At 52.2% G+C, this 20,338-nt stretch carries 19 protein-coding genes; 6 read left to right on the forward strand and 13 right to left on the reverse strand.

Annotated elements, in window-relative coordinates; translation table 11 throughout:
• Positions 1-71 precede the first annotated feature (71 nt).
• Positions 72-1,484 carry an MFS transporter gene (locus C812_RS09885; protein ID WP_016312511.1) on the reverse strand — a complete coding sequence of 471 codons (1,413 nt, stop codon included), beginning with the start codon at positions 1,482-1,484 and terminating at the stop codon, positions 72-74.
• Positions 1,485-1,620: 136 nt separating this feature from the next.
• Between C812_RS09885 and C812_RS09890 the strand changes: the two genes are divergently transcribed.
• Complete coding sequence (locus C812_RS09890) at positions 1,621-2,517, forward strand: LysR family transcriptional regulator (protein ID WP_016312512.1); 897 nt, start codon at positions 1,621-1,623, stop codon at positions 2,515-2,517.
• Here the strand turns inward: C812_RS09890 and C812_RS09895 are convergent.
• Entirely contained in the window at positions 2,514-2,720 is a 207-nt protein-coding gene (locus C812_RS09895; RefSeq protein WP_016312513.1) for a DUF5957 family protein, read from the reverse strand. The two genes, C812_RS09890 and C812_RS09895, sit on opposite strands and share 4 nt — an antisense overlap.
• 40 nt (positions 2,721-2,760) lie before the next feature.
• A complete protein-coding gene (locus C812_RS09900; RefSeq protein ID WP_167669310.1) occupies positions 2,761-4,227 on the reverse strand; it encodes a multicopper oxidase family protein in 1,467 nt (488 codons plus the stop codon).
• Positions 4,228-4,404: 177 nt separating this feature from the next.
• Here C812_RS09900 and C812_RS09905 point away from each other — a divergent pair, with 177 nt between their 5' ends.
• On the forward strand, positions 4,405-5,091 hold the full coding sequence (locus tag C812_RS09905) for a response regulator transcription factor (protein WP_016312515.1): 687 nt from the start codon (positions 4,405-4,407) through the stop codon (positions 5,089-5,091).
• Positions 5,088-6,455, forward strand: a complete 1,368-nt coding sequence (locus tag C812_RS09910; RefSeq protein WP_016312516.1) for a sensor histidine kinase — start codon at positions 5,088-5,090, stop codon at positions 6,453-6,455. The genes C812_RS09905 and C812_RS09910 overlap by 4 nt, the downstream gene beginning before the upstream one ends.
• A gap of 14 nt (positions 6,456-6,469) precedes the next feature.
• Here the strand turns inward: C812_RS09910 and C812_RS09915 are convergent, their stop codons facing one another.
• The 3 genes from C812_RS09915 to fabF all read right to left on the reverse strand — a co-directional run bounded on the left by C812_RS09915 (position 6,470) and on the right by fabF (position 10,410).
• Positions 6,470-7,690, reverse strand: coding sequence for a VanZ family protein (locus C812_RS09915; RefSeq protein WP_016312517.1), 1,221 nt, complete (start codon positions 7,688-7,690; stop codon positions 6,470-6,472).
• 180 nt (positions 7,691-7,870) lie between these two features.
• Entirely contained in the window at positions 7,871-8,986 is a 1,116-nt protein-coding gene (locus C812_RS09920; RefSeq protein ID WP_016312518.1) for a DUF4349 domain-containing protein, read from the reverse strand.
• A gap of 185 nt (positions 8,987-9,171) precedes the next feature.
• Positions 9,172-10,410 carry a beta-ketoacyl-ACP synthase II gene (gene fabF / locus C812_RS09925; protein ID WP_016312519.1) on the reverse strand — a complete coding sequence of 413 codons (1,239 nt, stop codon included), beginning with the start codon at positions 10,408-10,410 and terminating at the stop codon, positions 9,172-9,174.
• 145 nt (positions 10,411-10,555) lie between these two features.
• Between fabF and C812_RS09930 the strand changes: the two genes are divergently transcribed.
• On the forward strand, positions 10,556-11,401 hold the full coding sequence (locus C812_RS09930) for a helix-turn-helix transcriptional regulator (protein ID WP_016312520.1): 846 nt from the start codon (positions 10,556-10,558) through the stop codon (positions 11,399-11,401).
• Positions 11,402-11,494: 93 nt separating this feature from the next.
• Positions 11,495-12,466, forward strand: a complete 972-nt coding sequence (locus C812_RS09935; protein WP_016312521.1) for an iron-hydroxamate ABC transporter substrate-binding protein — start codon at positions 11,495-11,497, stop codon at positions 12,464-12,466.
• Positions 12,467-12,531: 65 nt separating this feature from the next.
• On the opposite strand, the gene C812_RS09940 is transcribed toward C812_RS09935, so the two are convergent.
• From C812_RS09940 to C812_RS09955, 6 genes are all read right to left on the reverse strand, one after another.
• Entirely contained in the window at positions 12,532-15,330 is a 2,799-nt protein-coding gene (locus C812_RS09940) for a glycoside hydrolase family 3 C-terminal domain-containing protein (RefSeq protein WP_016312522.1), read from the reverse strand.
• Between the two features lie 124 nt (positions 15,331-15,454).
• Complete coding sequence (locus tag C812_RS22240; RefSeq protein ID WP_157274714.1) at positions 15,455-15,634, reverse strand: hypothetical protein; 180 nt, start codon at positions 15,632-15,634, stop codon at positions 15,455-15,457.
• Between the two features lie 170 nt (positions 15,635-15,804).
• A complete protein-coding gene (locus C812_RS09950) occupies positions 15,805-16,431 on the reverse strand; it encodes an NUDIX hydrolase (RefSeq protein WP_016312524.1) in 627 nt (208 codons plus the stop codon).
• Positions 16,432-16,458: 27 nt separating this feature from the next.
• Entirely contained in the window at positions 16,459-16,623 is a 165-nt protein-coding gene (locus C812_RS21850) for a lipid II flippase family protein (RefSeq protein WP_333556316.1), read from the reverse strand.
• A 7-nt stretch (positions 16,624-16,630) separates the two neighbouring features.
• Complete coding sequence (locus C812_RS22545) at positions 16,631-16,807, reverse strand: hypothetical protein (RefSeq protein ID WP_016312525.1); 177 nt, start codon at positions 16,805-16,807, stop codon at positions 16,631-16,633.
• A gap of 20 nt (positions 16,808-16,827) precedes the next feature.
• Positions 16,828-17,334 carry a GNAT family N-acetyltransferase gene (locus C812_RS09955; RefSeq protein ID WP_016312526.1) on the reverse strand — a complete coding sequence of 169 codons (507 nt, stop codon included), beginning with the start codon at positions 17,332-17,334 and terminating at the stop codon, positions 16,828-16,830.
• A 396-nt stretch (positions 17,335-17,730) separates the two neighbouring features.
• On the opposite strand from C812_RS09955, the gene C812_RS09960 reads away from it, so the two are divergent.
• Positions 17,731-18,435 (forward strand): hypothetical protein, encoded by a 705-nt coding sequence (locus tag C812_RS09960; RefSeq protein ID WP_244268329.1) that lies wholly within the window; start codon positions 17,731-17,733, stop codon positions 18,433-18,435.
• A gap of 363 nt (positions 18,436-18,798) precedes the next feature.
• Here the strand turns inward: C812_RS09960 and C812_RS09965 are convergent, their stop codons facing one another.
• Positions 18,799-20,274 (reverse strand): amino acid permease, encoded by a 1,476-nt coding sequence (locus C812_RS09965; RefSeq protein ID WP_016312528.1) that lies wholly within the window; start codon positions 20,272-20,274, stop codon positions 18,799-18,801.
• Positions 20,275-20,338: the final 64 nt, after the last annotated feature.

Below are 20,338 nucleotides of genomic sequence, written 5' to 3' on the forward strand. Positions count from 1 at the left end.
TCTTCCATTCTACTATCAACCCCAGGAGGAGTAACGAGAATAAAGTGATCTTCTATATGGATATTTGTGATTTATTCTGGCTTCGCCAAACTCGTTCTGTCGCTCAGCAAAGATTTCGTCGCACTTCCAAATTGCCGAGCATAATAACGGTAGGACAGCAGGATACCGATATGCAGCAAAGCCAATACCAAGGCGACATTGGAATACACGGCGGAACCCTCAAATGGATTTAGCGGATTCCAATGTGACGTCGCTCCGAAATCTACAGCTTTGCCGTAAAGACTGATGGCCACCGTGCCGGACAAGAAGCTCAGCATCGACAACATCCCCATGCCAACCCCCGTCAGCTCTTTGGGCAAGGTGCGGGATATCGTGTTGGACAACGCTAACTGCATGAACATCTGCCCCACATTCCCAAGAATGAGAATCGCGGCAACCCAACCCGCCGGTGCCCCGGACCCCCCGGAGTAAAGCAAGAAGCAACTAATGAGCAACGACGACGCCAGATAAAACACAAAGGCATTGCCCTTGGCGTCCGCCAGTTTGCCTCCCTTCCGTCCAAGGATGGCCGAAGCGGCAGCCCCCGGCACCATCGCAAATCCGATCCAAACGGCAGGAAGCCGGTTGACTTCAGCCAACAGCTGTGGCGTAAGGAACGGCAGCGCATACCCAATCCCCATAACCATCGCTGACAACATGAGACCAAACGAGTAGCTTACATTCCGAAAGAGCCGCGGGTTCACAAACGGTTGCCGGGCACGCACAATGCGCCATACAAACAGCAGAAACCCGATGAAGCTGCCGACATACAGCTCCCATCCTCCATAGGTCACCGCAAGTAATAACAATGTAACCGTACCGGCAAGCAAGCCTCCCCCAAGCCAGTCGACTTGGACGGATTGAAGCGGTTCATCGCTGAGGTATTTCCGGTAAAACGGCAACGTCACCAGCATCAGCATCGGCACGCAGAACAACCATCGCCAATCAACTACACTCACTAGCAGTGCAGATACAACAGGCCCAAGCACGCCGCCGATGGCAAGTCCTGTAGCGGTAATTCCGAGCGCGTATCCGCGGCGTTCCGCAGGGAAATACCGCACCGGTATAATCATCGCTGCAGCTGGTACGACAGAGGCTCCAGCGGATTGCAGCATGCGGCCCAGCAAGACCATCCAATATGCCTGCGCCGATAGTCCGATTAATGAGCCAAGGCAGAACAGGATAAATCCAAAGGTCAGCAGTTTTTTCAATGGAAAAGCATCGGCCAATTTCCCATAGATCACCGAGCCGATGGCATAAATCAGTCCATAAATTGTGGTTACCCAGCTGACCTGAGCCACGGACAAGCCAAATTCCTCTTTTATATCCGGAAGTACGATATTAAAAAGCGTGGCGCCCATGGATGATAAAGTCATTGTAAACGCCAAGATGCGGATCAGTTTTTCACTCGCAGCAGATATGCCGGTAGAAACAGCATTTTTCATTGCAATCTCCCTTCCTATCGATCTCCTCACCACTTATTGTATGATTGAATAATAATAATGAAAAATATATATTAAATTATATATTCATACACTTGAGGTTATCGATTAAAGTAAACCAGAAGGAGTTGATGTCGAGATGGAGCTGTTGCAATTGGAATATTTTCGTACTGTTGCTCGTTTGGAGCATATGACCCGAGCCGCCCAAGAGCTGCATATCGCCCAGCCGGCGCTCAGTAAGACGATCTCCAGGCTTGAGGAGGATCTGGGGGTGCCGCTGTTTGATCGACAGAACCGTCAAATTCGGCTCAACGCTTTTGGTAAAGCTTTTCTGAAAAAAGTGGAGACCGCGCTGGATGTTCTGGAGGAAGGGCGCCGAGAGGTGGCAGATCTGGCGGGGATGGAGCGCGGCAGCATCCATTTGGCCACCAATGCGCTAGGGCGTATTACAGGGGCGCTGGGAGCCTTTCGCGAGGTTTATCCGGAGGTTAATTTCCGGATTCTCCAGACGTCTCCCGCATCCGATGAAGAGATGATCCAACTGCTTGAAAGCGGGGAGGTCGATCTCTGCTTCACCGCTTCCTCCCTGGATTATCCGGGGGTGTGCGAGCAACCGGTGCTAAATGCCGAAGTGTTCTTAGCGCTCCCCCCCGGTCACCGGCTGGCGGAACACGAAAGCATCCGCCTCGAAGATGTGGCGGATGAATCTTTTATTGAATATAAGACGGGGCATCCGTTTCGTAAAATCAACGAATCGTTCTGCCATGCTGCAGGCTTCCGTCCGCGCATCGTGTGCGAGGTCGATGAACCCAGCGCGCTGGGCAGCCTCGTTAAAGCGGGATTAGGCGTTGCGTTCATGCCAGCCTGTTGGAAGGATGAACGCCCTGGCTACCCGATGCTGCGCATCGAAAGCCCGGATTGCCGGCGCATTTACTCCGTTGCTTGGCTGGAACGGCGTTACTTGTCTGAAGCAGCACGGCGCTTCCGTCAGTTCCTCAACGAATATTTCAGCGAGGCTTTGCCTCTTGCGACTTAGCGATGACTGCCGCGCGGCGGCCGCTTCAGTACATAGAAGCCGGCCAACGCCGCAGTCACCAGCGGCAAGTACTTGATGCCTCTGAGCCAGGAGAGATCCCCGCGAAGCAAGGTAACCGCACTGATCGCAATGATTTCGCTGAGTACCAACCCGCCTATTAAACCACCGATCAAGGCAACAACAAACCAAAGTGTTTTTTTCATCGTAAAGTTCCTCCTAAATTCTGTCGAAGATTTGATTTCATTAGTCCGGAAGATTCCCGGATTTCGTTCCCACGCGATACGGCGTCGTCAAGCCTTCATAATTCACCATCATTGTCATCCCGTTAGCTGCATGGCCCAGATTGTGACAATGTTCCATCCACAAGCCTGGATTATCTGCTTGGAAAGCGACTTCGTATTCCTCCCCGCTGAACAGGAGAACGCTGTCCGCATAAATGGGACTTCCGGTCAGCGGTTTGCCGTTCTTGGTCAAAATCTTAAAGACGTGGCCGTGCAAATGCATCGGGTGCGGACCGCCAAATGTATGCTTAAACCGGATTTTGATCCACTCCCCTTCCTTCACCAGGATCGGGGGGATCTCGTGAAATTTTTTGCCGTTAATATCAAGAATACCGAGCTTCAGATCATAGACCCGGTCGAACTTCATCTCCGAACTAATCCCGTCATCCAGCGGAGTACCATAATTCGTAAAGTCAAAATCCGGCGCATCTTTGCTCAGTGCTTCCGGCGTCGGCCCGCTCCCCAGCCGAATGTTCCAAGCTTTGTGCTCTTTGCTGTATACCTTGACCTGCCCGCTTGCCGGCATCGTAAACAATACATCATACCGCTGGCCCCCACCGATCGGAATCCATTGCTCCCGGAGCATCCCTGGGCCATTCAGGTCTTGCCCATCCATCGAGATGACCTGAAACTCGGCCCCGGCTACCCCGATCCATTGGACTTCACTATATGCGTTAATCAGCCGCAATCGAACCGTTTCTCCTGGTGCTGCATCAAGCTGCACCCCATCGGTATGTCCATTGGTCAGCTTCCACTTCTCGTTCAGCAGCTGCAAGGTGACCGCATAATCACGATCGTATTTAAACGCCTGCTGTTTGGGCTCAACGATCAGTCGGCCGATCAGCCCTTTGCCTGCCTGCTCCGAGCTTTGCTGATGGGAATGATACCAGTAGGTCCCAGGATGACGCGCGATAAATTCATAAGTAAATTGCTCGCCGGGCCATACCGCGTCCTGCGTGACTCCCGCAACCCCGTCTTGGGAGCAAGGCAGAATCACCCCGTGCCAATGAATTGTCACCCCTTTGTCGATATCCTGGTTGGTCAAAGTGACTCTGACACGTTCCCCTTCCTGAACCCGTAGCTCCGGCCCCGGCGTCGTTCCGTTGAACGTCCAGGCCTCTGTCTGTTTTCCATTGTCCAAGGTCAGGTTCGACTTCGCTGCTGTTAACGCAAAGCCTCTCACCTGCTCTCCTGCGGCAGGTTGGGCCTCCTTCAACTCGGTGCAGGATACCGCTGCTGCCGATGCGCCGGGGCCAGATGTTGCGTGACCTTCGTGTTCCTGACTTTCATGGCTGCCATTTGCGGCCCCATGATGCATTTGACTCATATCCACTTCCTCTGGAAAGCGTAAATCGTTGTAGCCGCAGGAAGCTAAGAGCAGCAAAACAACAAAGCCTGCGATCCAGAGTGTTGTTTTTTTCCATATCAAGCCGATTCCAGTCAACTTCACTTCCCCCTTCTTCTTGGCTCGATCCCATCATATCCAACAAATGTTGTGAACTTATGACGATCCTTTACGGGTTCCGTGAAATCTCGGGTCGGGGATGGAAAGCATGAAGATTACGGATATAATGAGAACAAAACAGGTCTGGGAGGACAATCATCTATGCCGCACACCTTACTGCTCGTTGATGATGAGCGTCAAGTGATTGAATTTATGGAGCCCTTTTTGCAACAGGAAGGGTTTCTTACTGTTACGGCTGCAACGGGACAGGAAGCCTTGCACAAAGCCGCAATCCATAAACCCTCTCTGGTCGTTCTCGATTGGATGCTGCCGGAGATGAGTGGAATCGAAGTATGCCTGGAGCTGCGAAAGTCAGGATCGGTTGGAATCATAATGGTGACCGCACGCGTCGAGGAAACTGATAAATTAATCGGGCTGGAGGTAGGTGCTGACGACTACATGACCAAGCCGTTTTCATTGCGGGAACTGGCGGCCCGCATCCGTTCGGTACTGCGTCGAATTGAGGGGAATTCGAGCGCCGAGACGTTGCTGCAGCGAGGAGAACTAACGATTTCGGAAGCGCAGTGCCGCGTATGGAAGCGGAATGAGGAAATTGCTTTGACCCCCACGGAATTCAAGCTGCTGCTGACGCTCGCCGCCAAACCGGGGATCGTCTACAGCCGACTTCAGCTGCTGGCTGCCCTGGAAGATGACTTCGCCAACGACGAGCGAACCGCCGACGCTCACATCAGCCGCATCCGCAAAAAAATTGAGGATGATCCGGCCCATCCCGTATACATCAAGACGGTTTACGGGTTTGGTTACCGGTTTGAAGCACCGCAGTCATGACGGTTTCCCGCAAGCTGTTTCTCGTCATTGTCGCATTTATTTTTGGGGTTAGCCTGATGTTTATGTTCTTCACCTATTTCACGATTCGGGACTCGTTAGAAGTGATGCTGCAAACCTCGAGGACAGGGGAGCTGAATCAACTGGAGGAGGAACTCGAAGCCTATTATGAGCACCATGGAAGCTCTTGGGCGGCACTAACTCCTGGGGATTTGGCACGCCTCGCCCCTGAGGGCAGGTTAGAGCCAAGCATCGGCCTGATGGATGTCGACGGTCAAATGCTGGCGATCAGCAGCCCTATCGAAGAGCGACTCATAACGCGTTTAGGCATTCATCGTAAACTCACCCGCCATGACCAAGTCATTGGTTGGGTTTATTACTATGACTTGGATGTAGCCAATTTGTCCAAGCTCCGAATCGGGACACCGATCTCGGTCCTGTTTTTGGTTGGAGCCGGGGCGTTGATATTTATCCTGCTTTCACTGGGCATGGCTTATTTCGTCTCCCGCTGGCTCACTTCTCCCCTGCGGCGGCTGGTGCCCATTATCGACCGGCTGGGCCGCGGAGAATTTGGGATTCAAGCCCCGGTCAGCTCCAAGGACGAATATGGCAAGGTGGCCCAAGCGATCAACGACATGTCCGTGCAGCTGGCAAGGGCAGAGGAGGTGCGCCGCAATCTCGTTGCCGACGTCGCCCATGAGCTGCGTACACCGCTCACAATCGTGCGCGGCAAGCTCGATCTCCTGCAGCAAGGCGGCGGTGAGATTCGCCCGGAGAACTTGCTGCCGATTCAGGACGAGTTGATCCGTCTCACCCGGCTCGTCGGCGATCTGCATCAGCTGTCGCTAGCAGAAGCTGGCAAGCTGCCATTGGATCTTCGACCAACGGATATGGGCAACCTGCTGCGGGACGTTGTGGAGCGAGTCAGCTGGGAAGCCGAAGCCAAGAACATCTCTGTTTCCATCGAGGAGTTAGTGCCTTGTGCGGCGGCCTACGCTGACAGAGAGCGGATGATGCAGGTATTCCTGAACCTGGTGCATAATGCGATCCGGTATACCCCGGAAGGCGGACAAGTCCAACTATCGCTGCGGGAAGTGGAAAACACTCCGAAAGATTCACACGCTCCAGTCCGGATGCTCCAAATCCGGGTTCAGGACAACGGCCCAGGCATTGCGCCTGAGCATCTGCCTTATTTGTTTAACCGCTTCTATCGTACGGATGAGGCGCGGTCCCGTCATGCCGGAGGGATGGGGCTGGGGTTAGCCATTGCCAAGGAGTTCGTCACCAACCACCAAGGCACCCTGGAAGCGGAAAGCCGCCCCGGGGAAGGGACGGCTTTTATCGTCACATTGCCAATTGCGCAGTAAGGCATTGTGCGCTGTTATTTTTCGTGAATGCTTGACTTATTACGTGGACCAGGAACAGTTGCTTCGCGAGCTTTCTCTTTGAGTATGATGGTATGCCCGGTTCGGCTGATCTGTTCGTAGAACAGCAGCGGCTCTCTCCGGAAGAAACGCTTGGCAACATGAATGGCGAAGCCGACATTCGCGACGAGAATGATGATGGCTAACAGAATCCGGAATAAGCTTGGCACGTAGTTATCCGGGAAAACCAGCAGTCGGTTCAGGCCAAACACCCCCCAATAAAGCAGCCCATAACGGACCACCAAGGGCAGCAGTCCTGCGGGTTGCCGCTCGCCGCTGGCGGACAAGAAGTTGTATACGGCGGCGGCTACTCGACCGGTTGGCCTGCGCTCTCCTTGAACTGCAGGAAGACCAACGAGTTGAATTCGGACCAACCATTTGCCGGGGGTGCGTCCGCCGGTCAGGTATGGGATGAGCATGAAATAAATTCCCGTGGACACGAAGTACGCTTGGTTGATGCCGATCTCATGAATGAAGGTCATCAATATGCCCAATAGAATATAGTCAAACATTAAGGCCAACCCGCGCCGGGTATAGGATACGCGCTTCGTTGTCAGGTCCACTCCGCGGTCCAGATGCTCAATTCGCGGCAGATACCGGGACAGCCATTCGGCTAACAGGAATCCAAGCATGCCCCCAAGCGTGTTGGTCATCAGATCGTCGACATCGAAGACGCGGTAAGGGTGATCGTAGATCCCGTAGATACCAGTCAACTGCGTCACTTCAATGAACAAGGACAGCAGGAATGACAGGATCAGGCTCGCAATTGGACCGGAACGAAAATAATACCGAAGCATCATCCCAAACGGCACCGTCAAAGCCACGTTCAGGAGAACCTGCCAAACTGCCCGCTCCTGAAGCAACCGCCAATAGGTCGACGGCTCTCCGGGAACAATCGAGGTCTCCTTCATAATGTCATGGATAAAATGAAAAGGGATTAATTGCAACGCCCCGCCGCTGAGCGGTAGATTGTGCCGGCTGGCCGGAAGCGGCAGCATTACAAGGAAGATCGCATTCATCAAATAGAGCAGGAACAAATAGAGTACCAATGCCCGTACCTTGTTGACATAACCATGCCGCCTATATTGCACTACGAGGAACGGCAAAGTGAACAGCAGTGCCGCAATTGGAAATACGCCAAAAGCAAACGTAACAGGATATAAATAGCTTTTAAACATCACGCTTCAAACCTTTCAATTCCGGGGTTTTGTTCCGTTATCTTAACATAGAACGAAATTCATTTCGTTTAAGTTTAGTTTAAGATGAAGTAAATTTGTTCCACGTACGCAATCCGAAAAAAAGTAAGCCCTAAGGAAATTGGATTTCCTTGGGCTTACTTTTTTATTCATATGATCATTTTACCGCTCTTCCGGATGATCCACATTCTCTTGCTGCTCCTCTGTACTGGAGGTTGGATTCTCTTCCCTTTGTGGCGCGGGCGCTTGGGAAGCCTTCAGTTCCGCTCGGCGGCGTTCGCGCTCCTCCCGGTTCTTCCGGCGTTTGATCCAGATTGGGATGACGATAAGGGCAGCGATGGCAAGCGGCGGCAGGGCCCCTGCAGCAAATACAACAAGCCACTGGAAGAAGATCGACAAAATGTCGATGCTGCCTGTCAAGGCGTTTTTCATCCGCTCCAGCAAAGGTGTATCATTACCCGATGCCGCGGTCAGCTTAGTTGGATCCGGCTGGTAGAGGCGAATATCAATCGTTGAATACGACACATTGCTGTCAAGATACCGCATTCTCCCTTTAATTTGCTCGATCTCCGTTTGAATGCGCTCCAGCTCATTCACGTATTCAACCAGTTGCTTGGTCTGGGTCGCTTCCTCGACGAATTTCAAGTACCGTGCTTCCATCGCCTGCTTAACCTTTAACCGAGATTCCAGATCAACGTACTCCTCGGAGACGTCCTGTCCCTGGATGTTTCGCTGCAATGACTCCGGCTTTAGTGCCTCTAGCCGATCGAGGAACGAAGAGAAGCCCGACGCCGGAACTTTAATCACAAAGTTGCCGCCCAGCTCATGCTGCGATTGATTCTCGGAAAACTCAACAATGTAGCCGCCCGCCAGCGTCACCAGATTGCGGATCTCGGATTGCGCCTTGGCGTAGTCCTTCACTTCCATCACAACATGTGCCCGGTAGATCAGCTTGCGGTTGAGCCCATTATCAGTATTGGCTTGCTGAAATCCCGGCGCGGAGTTCGCCGCCGCGCTGTCGCTCCCTGTACTCCCGGCTGCCGCTGAATCCGGTGCAGCCGAACCAGAGGCAGGCACGGCGGCTGTATTGGCTGCTGTCTCAGCTACGCCTGCTCCATCCATTTCGCTGTCCGCCCAGTTGCTTTGATTCATCGCTTCTTTCGAAGCCGCCGAATCTGAAGCAGCGTTATTGCTCGCACTTCCGCAGCCGCTAAGCAGCAAAAGCAGAAGCATCGTAATAACGCCCCAAACCGTTAGCTTTATTCCCCTTTTCCCCATCGATATGACCCCCTGTGTGGATTAAGGTTTCAAGAGTTCCGCACGATGCCGGCTTTGTCGGATTCATCTGTATGTCACCCTGCGGCGTCTCTTACCTATCCTAACGTGAAAGGTCTACCAAAAGTTGCCTGTCCTGTGAAATAAAAAAACGTCCCGCAAAGGCGGAACGGTTGATTGGAGTAAACCTATTCTTCATATTTGCGAATGACGATGACAGCGTTATGTCCGCCGAATCCAAAGGAGTTGGATAACCCGATCTTCAGCTCAGCTCGGCGCGCTTCATTTGGCACGTAATCGAGATCGCATTCCGGGTCAGGGTTCTGCAGATTGATCGTTGGCGGGATGAGGCCTTCCTTCAACGTTTGGACCAGGGCAATCGCTTCTGCACCGCCAGCGGCACCAAACATATGACCTGTCATCGATTTATTCGCCGTAATCGGAATACGATAAGCGTATTCGCCAAACGCCTTCTTAATCCCCTTCGTCTCTCCAAGATCACCGACGGGGGTGCTTGTGGCATGGGCGCTGATCACATCAACCTGTTCCGGCGTGATCCCCGCCGAAGCAAGCGCCCGCTTCATCGCAAGGTAGGCCCCTGCACCTTCGGGATGCGAAGCAACCACGTGGTAGGCATCGGAGCTGGCGCCGTAGCCGATCAGCTCGCCATGGATGCGCGCTCCCCGACGTAGTGCGTGCGACAGCGACTCAAGCACCACGATCCCGGCACCTTCGCCCATCACGAAGCCATCGCGTTCCGCGTCAAACGGCCGACTGGCTTGCTCCGGTGCGTCGTTCCGCTTGGAGAGCGCAGTCGCATTCCCGAAGCTGGCCAGCGCCAACGGATGCACTGCCGCTTCGGTTCCACCGGCGATCATCACATCGGCTTCACCGCTTCGGATCAGCCGGAACGCTTCGCCGATCGACGAATTGCCGATCGAGCAAGCCGTAACGGGAGACAACGTCTCACCTAACGCGCCGAACCGGATGCTGATCTGAGCTGCCGCCATATTGGAGATCATCATTGGCACCAGACTTGGGCTCACCCGATGAGGTCCGCGATTCTCGAGCACTTTCACGTTATCCGCCAACGTTTCAATCCCGCCGATGCCCGAGCCGACATATACACCAAAGCGCTCGCGGTCGATCAGCTCCGGATTGAGATCCGCATCCTGAATCGCTTGTTCAGCGGCAAACAACGCGTATTGACAGAAAAGGTCCATTTTGCGAGCTTCTTTCCGCCCGAAGATCGCCTCACCGTCAAACCCTCGAACCTGCCCAGCGATCTTGGTGCTGAAATCTGTCACGTCAAAACGTTCGATCTGCGAGATCCCGGAGCGTCCTTCCTTTAACCCTTGCCAAAATGTATCTACATCATTGCCCAGTGGGGACACAATCCCCATTCCGGTAATAACCACTCGTTCCATAAAACATCCTCCTTCAGGCATTTCATACATAGGAAGTACAAACTTGTTATCTATTGTAGCTGCAAAGTATCCTATTACAAGTTTTTAGTTATCCTAGTATAATTGATAACATCATAAACGCGTTTTTCCAGGAGGGACTCTGCCGATGAGCACAGAACCGAGATTAGAGGCTTTATCCAAATTTTTAAAAACGCAGCGCGCCAAGCTGCATCCCCATACCGTAGGCCTTCCAGCAGGCTCCCGCCGGCGGACGCCCGGCCTGCGCCGCGAGGAGGTCGCCCAGCTCGCCGGGGTGAGCACGACATGGTATACCTGGTTAGAACAAGGCCGGGATATTAAGGTATCTCCCTCCGTTCTGGACGCAATCGCCGGAGCGCTTAGACTCAACGCCGATGAACGCAAGTACCTGTTCGACTTGGCGTCCGACAGCGGCTTTCATCCCGATTGGGTTGAGAAGGAGCCGGTGATTACCCCATCGCTCCATAAAATTTTGCAAGAGCTGAAATATTGCCCGACGATCATCTCCGACCGCCACTGCCATATCGTAGGTTGGAATCCTGCTGCCGCCCAAGTGTTTGTCGACTTCGAGCATATTCCAGAGCAGGATCGCAACCTAATCTATCTTCTGTTTGCCAAGAAAGAGCTGCGCAGCCTCGCCGTGAACTGGCCCGATTTCGTCCGGGGGTTCCTGGCTATCTTTCGCGCCTATTATGGACAATATGTCGCCGACCCTTGGTATTCGCAATTTATCGATCGGATGTCACAACAATTCCCGGACTTCCACGATCTTTGGAATCAAAGTGAAGTCAGCGCGGCTCCAGAGGTCATGATCGAATTCCGCCATGCCAAAGCCGGTAAAATGCTATACAATTTAACCTCACTTCAGGTTCAAGGAGATGCCGATTTACGCTGCAGTGTGTATACCCCAATCGAAGGAACCGCAACCGAATCGAAGCTAAAAAAATTGCTGGAAGATACCTTTGGCAATTGAATATTGACAAACCAGGAAGAAATTCGTATTGTGATTCATAGTGATGATAGTGAGAATCATTATCATAAATATCTGAACAAGGAGAATCACTATATGAAGAAGCTGTTTATTCCCCTTATTTTAGCCTTCACGGTTTTGGCAGGTGCTTGCGGTAATGAAACAACACAGCAAAATGCAGCGGCCAATACCTCATCGGAAGGGACGGCAAATCAGACGGGCGGAAACGACTCCGCAGGAACGGAGTCGGCTTCCGGCACGGTTACATATCAATCGGAGAACGGTCCGATCGAAATTCCTGCCCAGCCGAAGCGCATCGTGGCTCTATCCTACGCTCCCAACGTCGTAGCTCTGGGTGGAACATTGGTGGGCGTTGACACCTGGACGATGAATAACCCTCTGTTTACCGAGAAATTAAAGGACGTCGCCATCGTGTCCGAAGACAATCCAGAGCAAATCTTCGCTTTGGAACCGGATTTGATCATCGCCGGATCGCATATGAAAAATCTCGATAAACTTAGCGATATCGCGCCAACGATCGTTTATACCTGGGGCAAGCTGGACTATTTAGCCCAGCAAGTCGAAATCGGAAAAGTGCTTAACAAGGAAGCCGAAGCCAAAGCGTGGGTTGAGGATTTCACGAAGCGGGCCAAAGCTGCAGGTGAAGAGATTAAGGCCAAGATCGGCAAAGACGCCACCGTGTCTGTACTTGAATATGATACGAAGAACTTCTATGTATTTGGGGACAACTGGGCTCGCGGAACGGAACTGTTGTATCAGATGATGGAGCTGAACATGCCGGAGAAAGCCAAACAAGATGCGTTGGGCCCGGGCTACTACACCTTATCCAACGAAATCATACCTGAGTACGCCGGAGATTACATCGTATTAAGTCAGAACAAAGAGGCTCAAAACGAGTTCTTGCAATCGAATACGTGGAAGAATATCCCGGCCGTCAAAAACGGCCATGTGATTGAGATCGATACCGCCGCTTCAACCTACAGCGATCCGATCACGCTGGAGTATTTGCTGGGAATCTTCAAAGAAGGATTCCTCTCGATGCCTTAACGCTGAACTAGAACAAAATGCAAAGGGATGTACCCGCTATGAGGGGACATCCCTTTGTTATTTGGTTAAATAAACTCGATCCACTCAATCTCCAGCCCTGGCTTGATATAATCAAACTTTAGCTCGTAATCGCCCTCTGTCAGCTCGATCCGAAGCTGCTTCTGCGTCACCCATCTGCCGAGCGTACCGTTCGTCTGTACGGTAGTCAAGAGCTCACCGTTCAGCAGCAAATTGCAGGCCGACTGCGACAGATTCATCGCTTCGTAACGGATATGCGCGGTGACCGTGTACACCCCAGCTTCCTGAACCTTCAGCACCGCAGTTTCGTTATTCGCCAGAACCTTAGCGCTTTGCGAACGAGACAGCGTATATACGTTCACTCTTTCGCCAACAACTGGAAGTTCGCCTTGAGCCGCCTGGATCAGGCGGACTTCGTTAACCGGTTTCGGTTCACGAGCTAATGCTGGCGCATTCAGTAAGAATCGGCATATATTCATGGCGCACCGTTGCAATTCTCCAACCGTCAAGGTCCCGTTAGCCAACGCTTCCAGCGTATTATCCCCCAGCGAATTGATTTCCGCCCCATCGTTGTTCACGACCATATACAGATCGTTCTGCGCGCGTACCATAAAGGACGTGTTCTTCATATCGGCCGGTCCGCCTTCTACGCAGTCGTTCATGACCGCCCACCAGTCCGTCATGACAATGCCCTGATATCCCCATTCATTGCGGAGAATCGTCGTATTCAGATCATAGTTGGAGGCAGCCCAATGCCCGTTCACCGGGTTATAGGAAGTCATGATCGATGTGGCTTCCCCTTCTTTGACCGCCATTTCGAAGCCCTTCAAATAAATCTCGCGTAACGCGCGTTCAGAGACGACCGCATCTACTTTCGAACGCGCCTTCTCTTGGTTATTGCCGGCAAAATGCTTCACCGTTGCGGACGAACCGCCCTTCTTAATGCCCCGTGTCACCGCCGACGCGAAGCAGCCTGTCAAATAAGGGTCCTCGGAAAAATACTCGAAGTTCCGTCCATTTAACGGATGGCGATGGATGTTAATCCCCGGACCGAGCAAGGAGTCGATTTCATTTTGCAGGAGCTCTTTGCCCTCCAGCACATACAACGATTCTACGAGGTCAACATCCCAGCTGGAAGCTAACAACGTTCCGATCGGCAGCTGAGTTGCTTTCAAGCCGCTGTCCATGCGGATGCCGGAAGGGCCGTCGGCGGTACAAGCCACCGGGATTCCGTACTCTAATAGGTTCTCCCCCACTCCGCCAAATGCGGAAGCCGTTCCCGGCGTCACCTTCGGACTGCTCATGCCTTCGCCGCGCACAATCGTAGCCAGATCCGCATCGCTCAGTTGGGCAACGAACTCCTCTAAGCTTGCTTTGCCGGCTTTAACATCCTTTAACTTAATTCCGCGGTTCCCCGTTTGCGGATAGGCTTCCGGCAGTCTGCTTTCGATGCGTTCCTTCAGCGAAATAGTGCGTTGCGGCACTTCCTCCCGGACGATCTCATACGTCCCATCCGGCTTCCGGCTACCTGGTTTCAACCGCGAGAAACGTTGCGTAGGCGCTGCAGCTTCCTCCAGTTGCTCCACAACCATCAGTTCTTCCAACTGGTAGGCTGCTGTCCCGTCCACTGTTACCCGCTCCGTATTTCGGATGCTGTTACCTACATGAAACTCATAGTCGCCAGCTTCCAACACATAACAGGATTTATGCCCGGTATAGCCGCCATCATCATAGGACGCCATCCGCCGTACCGGCAGTTGCAAGGTCAGCACATCGGACTCCCCGGGCTGAAGCAGCTTCGTTTTCGCGAACGCTCCAAGCGCCCGGGCCGGTTTGCCCAATACGCCCTGCGGGGCTTCATAGTATAGCTGAATAACTTCTTTCCCGCTAAACTCCGAGCCGGTATTCGTTACCTCCACTTGGACCTCCAGTTGGGCATCTGTACCTGCTCCTTCGAGCTTCACCCCTTGTACTTTCCAGGCAAAGGAGGTATAGGAGAGCCCATATCCAAACGGGAACAGCACCTTGTCCGGACAAAATGTTTCGAAGTAGCGATAACCTACATAAATATCTTCTTCATAGAGATTCCGCTCTTCGCTGCCAAAGTTGGCTGTGGATGGATAATCTTCAATGTGATGGGCAATGGTATCCGGCAGCTTACCGCTCGGCGTGACATCCCCCGAGAGCAGGTCAGCTACGGCGTGACCGCCAATCATCCCGCCCTGCCATACGAACATCACTGCCCGAATCCGACCTTGATGGACGGGATCGTTGATCCAGCTCATATCGATGACATTGGCTACGTTCATCAACACAGCCACTTGATCGAAATGCCGGGTAACCGTTTCCAGATTCAGGCGCTCTTGTTCCGTCAACCGGTAACTTCCCTCGGTATCGGCGTTATCCTTATCCTCACCGGCCGTCCGGCCGATGATAACGATTGCCTTGGATGATGCTTGCTTCGCTTGCGCTACGATTTCGTCGGTTAAAGGCATTTCCTTCTGACACCAAGGCTCCGCAGCCCAACCGCCGCCGCCGTTATCAAACGGATTCTCGGCAATCCACTGCTCATATTGCTTCGCCAGCTGTTCATTCACTTGGATGCGAGGATTCGCCCGTAGTCCGTCCAAAATGTTAACGACATAAGGGACGTTCACCGCACCGCCAGAGCCTGTCCCGCTGCGATAGTAATCAATTTGGCATCTGCCGAAAACGGATACAATTTCATGCGCTCGAATCGGAAGCATAGCGTTTTCATTTTTCAGCAGGACGCCGCCTTCCGCTGCCGCAATTCTGCTGTACTCGGCGAAACCTTCCAAAGGAACACCTAACATCGATTTGCTCATCTCTCTCTTCTCTCCTATCCGTTAGTAGATCCCGGCTTGGGATACATCAATAATAGTCCTAGTTTTTACTATACCAAAACCAACGTGAGGTTGAATAGAATAACGTACATTGGGATTTTGAAATTTAAGCGAAAAAATTAGCATAAATAAAAATGCCGAGATAAGGAATCACCCACAATAGCGGCAGCAGATTCCACCAAACCGCCGGTTTGTACTTGCCTTTGGCGAAATAAGTCCAGCCCAGGATCAAAGCAATCAGCAGACCGCCAGGATACGCCTGAAGATACGCGAATAACGCTTGCATGCCTGGGTGGACCCCTCCTGAATCATGGAAGAGGTAGGCGGAAATGCCAAGCACAATCAACCATGCTACGGAAAAAAACGCATATATGAGCTGCGACACAATTAGAAAAATGAAGGTTTTTCGTTTCGGAGACATGGGAGTCCCGCCTTCCGTTCAGGAATCGCCTCACGTTAGTCGAACCATACTTCGGTGCTGTGCCGCATCTCAAACAGGCGTTGAATCTGTTTGGGCGTATTTCGTTCAAGCGATAAAGGCGGAAGCTCATCACGACTGAAAAATCTGACCTCCAAGGTCTCCATTCCAGCTTCTGCCTGACCTCCGCCGATCTCGCACAAAATAAAGATTTTGTAGATATGGTACGCCTCCGGGGGATGATCGTGGAATTTCTTGTCCAACACCGCCATTAACCGCACCGGAACGACGGTAAGACCGGCTTCCTCCTTCACTTCTTTAACCGCGACTTCTTTAGGCGATAGACCGATGTCGGCCCAACCTCCCGGCAATGACCACGCCCCATCAACTCGTTCTCGTACGAGCAAAATTCGGTCATCCTGAAACACTACGCCGCGCACATCCACCTTAGGGGTGGCATAGCCGGTTTCATTGGCGAACAGCGCTTTAACCTTCTCCGTCTCAACTTCGGTATAACGGCTGACAATTTCTACGCTCAGCTCACGCAACATCTCAAAACGTTCAAGATCGTACATATCTTTGGAATAGGCCAGCCCAGCCTGACTAATGGCCTGAATTTGCTTAGCCCACTCCAGCCATTGCAGCTGCGGAATCGAGTCCGACATCTGAATCGCAACCTTTCGGATAGAAGTCTAAATCCACTGTACCACCATAGAAATCATATATGCAGCAGGGAAGATGATCAGTTGCGCCGCTAATGTTCCGAGAAACCTCGCGCCCATCAACATAATATAGATCCTCCCCAGTTGCTGCCGGGACTCCTCCTCATGCATCGCCCGGTCGGTGATAAGCCCCAATTGCGGATCAATGAAGATCGTCAGCAGAATCGTAGCGAATCCGCGTGATAAATTTCTCCGCTTCTTTCCCAGAGAGGGTGGTGACCATGCGCCCTTTCCAAGAAATGAACACCTTTCGATTTTTCGTGATTTCATAAGTGAAAATCTCTTCATCCAGACGATTGCGTTTGTCAACGTTCCCCAAAATAAGCCTCCATGTATGAGTTAGATTTTTTTCACATATTTGGCCATCATGGTGCGATAATCGAACAGAACTTCTTCTTTATCTTCGGTATATACAAAGCCATTGGATATATAAAAGAGCGTGCCGATGTCGTTCTCACGTTCACACCAGGCGTAAATTTCAGTGATTAATGGGTTCAGACGAATTAATTCATTCAGCAACTTTTTGCCAATGCCCTTGCGCTGATGCTCTTTTAAGATATAAAGTCGAGTCAGCTCACTAACCCCTTCATCATCCGCTTCCGACAGTTGGCCAAACCCAACGATCTCCCCTTCCCATTCCGCGACCAGGAACTTCCGCGCGGCTTGCGCTTCGTCCAGCGTGATGCTTTGCTCCAAGCTGCTCTTGGCATAGGCGTGGGTCAAATACGTGGCGATAAAATGCTCTGGATAAATCATTTCATAAGTGCTGTTCCAGGTTTCCACAGCTACCTCTCGAATGCCGTCGATGTCGTTCAGTGTTGCCGGACGGATCAGCAGTGAATCCATCAGCTTCAATCCTTTCTGTTTCGTAAATAACGGGACCCAGCTTCGGATATGGACCTATCTCCAGCCGGGTCGTATATCAATAACGCTTCACTATACAAATTACTTCTTACAAAAACTATGATACACTGACCTCAACCGAGAAAGCTACCCCTATTCATGAAATCGCTTTCTTTAATACCAATGTAGTCGGCAAAGCCTTGTCTGATGCGTTTCCAAGCTAAATTTCATCTTCAGGAGATCGACGAATGTTGTCAGTTTCACAAACCATATACATAAGAACAAAGGAACATGAGTAAAAAGCTGGTATTCTAAACTTAATACAGAATTGAAGAACACGTGCTACGCTTATCTGGTCACGAATCCCATGAAAAATAACTGGAGGCGATGAACTTGCTGGTGAACAACGTGAATTGGCGGGAATTAGCCTTTCATCATATCCCGCGTATGCTCATTGATGAACACGAGCCGTTCCGTCCCATTCGGGTTGGCGTTACGGTGCTGACGGAAACCGGTCCGTCTCCTTCATTCAAACGAATGTTGTTGGTGGACGGGGAGCGGGTTGGATCGGTTATTGAATATGCCGTCTACTGGGACTACGATATTACTCATCTTTACGATCTGGAGCATATGTGGATCTTCCTGTCTCCACAAGGTGCCGTTGTCGATTGTGAAGCCAGCTTTCATGGAAGATATCTCAAAGGTATCGCTCCCGGCAAAACGAACGTAGGGCCAGATGGACGTATCAGCTTATATTGCCAGCCGGGAAAACACGCCTTCTCTCCAATCCGCGAGATGTTCGAACTGCTTCCCGACCTGCACCTGGCAACCGGAGCACATGCAGGAAAAGACGGCGTTCTGGAGCCCGACATGCTGCACGGCATGTATAAGACGCTGCCCGAGGCGGACGCACTCGCAACCGAGCATCTTCGCGGCTTCCAGTTTAATATTGCCGGCACCTATTGTCCATTTGAGTGGTCCCTCGACATGCTCGTTACCTGGGAAGAGCTGAAGCGGGAAATCCCTATCCGGATGAGGGATTTGCTGAAGCGGCTACATGAGTTGAAGCAATCGGGATCGTCAGTCCAAGAAGCGATCCACTAAGCTAAAAAGCCTTCCTGTCCGTGGTAACCGCTGGACTGGAAGGCTTTATTGATAGAACGGCCAGATCATAAGGGTGAGAGCCACATTCAGATGCGATTGTCTCTAGGACTTCACCAACGTTTTCCTAGTTCATGCCCGACCAGCACCAGAGGCACAACGAACAGGCCAACCGGGAGGCTGAGCAGGATGACTCCCCATGTAACTATTTTTTCTGAAAGGAAACGGTGAAACAGCAGCAGCGAATAAGGCAACACGATAAGGACGGCGGTTACGACGCCCGAAGTTCAGCCGCTCAACAACACCACAAAAAAAGACCTCCCCCAATCAGAATTGGAGCAGGTCTTGCAGCAAGGGCGATCGAATCTATTCGTTTTTGTTCTTCGGCACGGTAGTTGAGTCCGGTACTTCATCCGCTGTCTCCGGATCATCGCGTATGCCCGTTATCTCCTCAGCAGCTTCCGTTAGCGCCGCAGGGATCGGTCGTTGGCTGGACGGAGCCGCTACCCGTCCCCTTCTTTCTTTCACCCAATAGATCCCGGCGAGCAGTGCAGTTAATCCTAACCCCACGACCAACCCGGTCCCTTGTCCGGAAATAAAGGGCATGCTCACGATAATAGCGATCATCCCGATCAGACCAACCCAGGACGTATAGGGGTAACCTGGTAGCTGACATGCAGCTTCCGGTGAGCAGGGCGTTACCCGCCGCCAGCGATAATGGGAGGCCAAAATGATAAAGTAGGAGAACAAGAGCGAATATCCACCGCAGCTGACCAGAAAGAGGTACACCTGCTGAGGCAGCAGGTACCCCATTGCCAAACCGAGCAGCATAGCGGCTCCTGAGAACAGGATGCCCCTATACGGGATGTCGTGCCGGTCTTTCAGCCATGTCGGGGCATGGCCTTCTGCTGCCAACGAACGCAGCATCCGGGCAAGGCCAAATGTCGAAGCCAGCATCGTAGACAGAATCGCCGTAATCATCACAATATTAATCAGCGTCCCAGCCCATCCCATGCCCCAGCGGGTTAGAGCCAAAACTAACGGACTTTGGTCCGCGATCATCCCCTGTGTTGGATACAACATCAGAATCACAGCAATTGCAGCGATATACAAGGCGAGCAAACTGATCAGAGTCATATTAATGGCCCGAGGAATCGTCTTTTTCGGATTCTCCACCTCTGAAGCAGCTAGGCCAATGACCTCAAATCCCGAATAGCTGAACATCACGATAAGCATACTGCCCGCTATCCCTGCAATCCCGCCGGGAAACCACGCTTCATTTTGCAATTCGCCTGCCCCCGCTGCTGGAGTCCCCGGAATCCAGCCCGCTATCAAGGCCAGCCCGATGACGATGAACCCGACGATGGCCAGCAGCTTCACCGCTGCCAGACCGCTCTCCAGCTTGCTCAGATAATCGGCACCAAGCAAATTAAGCAGCGTGATTCCTACGATAATGAGCATGCCCATCGCAACCTCCGAAAAGCTCGGGAACCATTCCCTAAGAAAGGTGGATGCCGCGATCGATTCACTGGACATCGCCAGAATCAAGCCGACCCAATACACCCAACCGGTAATAAAGCCAACGCTGCGTCCCAAACTCCGCTCCGCATACGTACGAAACGAGCCCGGCACAGGGTCAGCCACCGTCATTTCTGAGAGGGCATAGAGAATGATGTAAACCAGCAATCCGCCAAGGATAAACGATAGCAAAATGCTGGGACCTGCTGCTTGAATCGCCACGCCGGAACCGAGAAAAAACGAACCCCCGACGATCGTCCCCAGCCCCAGCATCGTTAAATGAAACGTCGAGATTCCTTTTTCGCCAGTCTTGCCATTGCCCATGAGCCTAGCCTCCCTCAAGCTCTTCGTAAACTATAGGGAGTATTGGCGAAAATTAACGAAATTA

It is taken from the genome of Paenibacillus barengoltzii G22 (genome assembly GCF_000403375.2).
GTDB lineage: Bacteria > Bacillota > Bacilli > Paenibacillales > Paenibacillaceae > Fontibacillus > Fontibacillus barengoltzii.

Bases quoted from the DNA above. Each gene is read 5' to 3' on its own strand.
- C812_RS09890 (WP_016312512.1), top strand. From the start codon at position 1,621: ATGGAGCTGTTGCAATTGGAATATTTTCGTACTGTTGCTCGTTTGGAG.
- C812_RS09955 (WP_016312526.1), bottom strand. From the start codon at position 17,334: ATGGATTCACTGCTGATCCGTCCGGCAACACTGAACGACATCGACGGC.
- C812_RS22240 (WP_157274714.1), bottom strand. From the start codon at position 15,634: ATGCAAGCGTTATTCGCGTATCTTCAGGCGTATCCTGGCGGTCTGCTG.
- C812_RS09885 (WP_016312511.1), bottom strand. From the start codon at position 1,484: ATGAAAAATGCTGTTTCTACCGGCATATCTGCTGCGAGTGAAAAACTG.
- C812_RS09920 (WP_016312518.1), bottom strand. From the start codon at position 8,986: ATGGGGAAAAGGGGAATAAAGCTAACGGTTTGGGGCGTTATTACGATG.
- C812_RS09930 (WP_016312520.1), top strand. From the start codon at position 10,556: ATGAGCACAGAACCGAGATTAGAGGCTTTATCCAAATTTTTAAAAACG.
- C812_RS09950 (WP_016312524.1), bottom strand. From the start codon at position 16,431: ATGTCGGACTCGATTCCGCAGCTGCAATGGCTGGAGTGGGCTAAGCAA.
- C812_RS09965 (WP_016312528.1), bottom strand. From the start codon at position 20,274: ATGGGCAATGGCAAGACTGGCGAAAAAGGAATCTCGACGTTTCATTTA.
- C812_RS09910 (WP_016312516.1), top strand. From the start codon at position 5,088: ATGACGGTTTCCCGCAAGCTGTTTCTCGTCATTGTCGCATTTATTTTT.
- C812_RS09905 (WP_016312515.1), top strand. From the start codon at position 4,405: ATGCCGCACACCTTACTGCTCGTTGATGATGAGCGTCAAGTGATTGAA.
- C812_RS09940 (WP_016312522.1), bottom strand. From the start codon at position 15,330: ATGAGCAAATCGATGTTAGGTGTTCCTTTGGAAGGTTTCGCCGAGTAC.
- C812_RS09935 (WP_016312521.1), top strand. From the start codon at position 11,495: ATGAAGAAGCTGTTTATTCCCCTTATTTTAGCCTTCACGGTTTTGGCA.
- fabF (WP_016312519.1), bottom strand. From the start codon at position 10,410: ATGGAACGAGTGGTTATTACCGGAATGGGGATTGTGTCCCCACTGGGC.
- C812_RS09915 (WP_016312517.1), bottom strand. From the start codon at position 7,690: ATGTTTAAAAGCTATTTATATCCTGTTACGTTTGCTTTTGGCGTATTT.
- C812_RS09895 (WP_016312513.1), bottom strand. From the start codon at position 2,720: ATGAAAAAAACACTTTGGTTTGTTGTTGCCTTGATCGGTGGTTTAATA.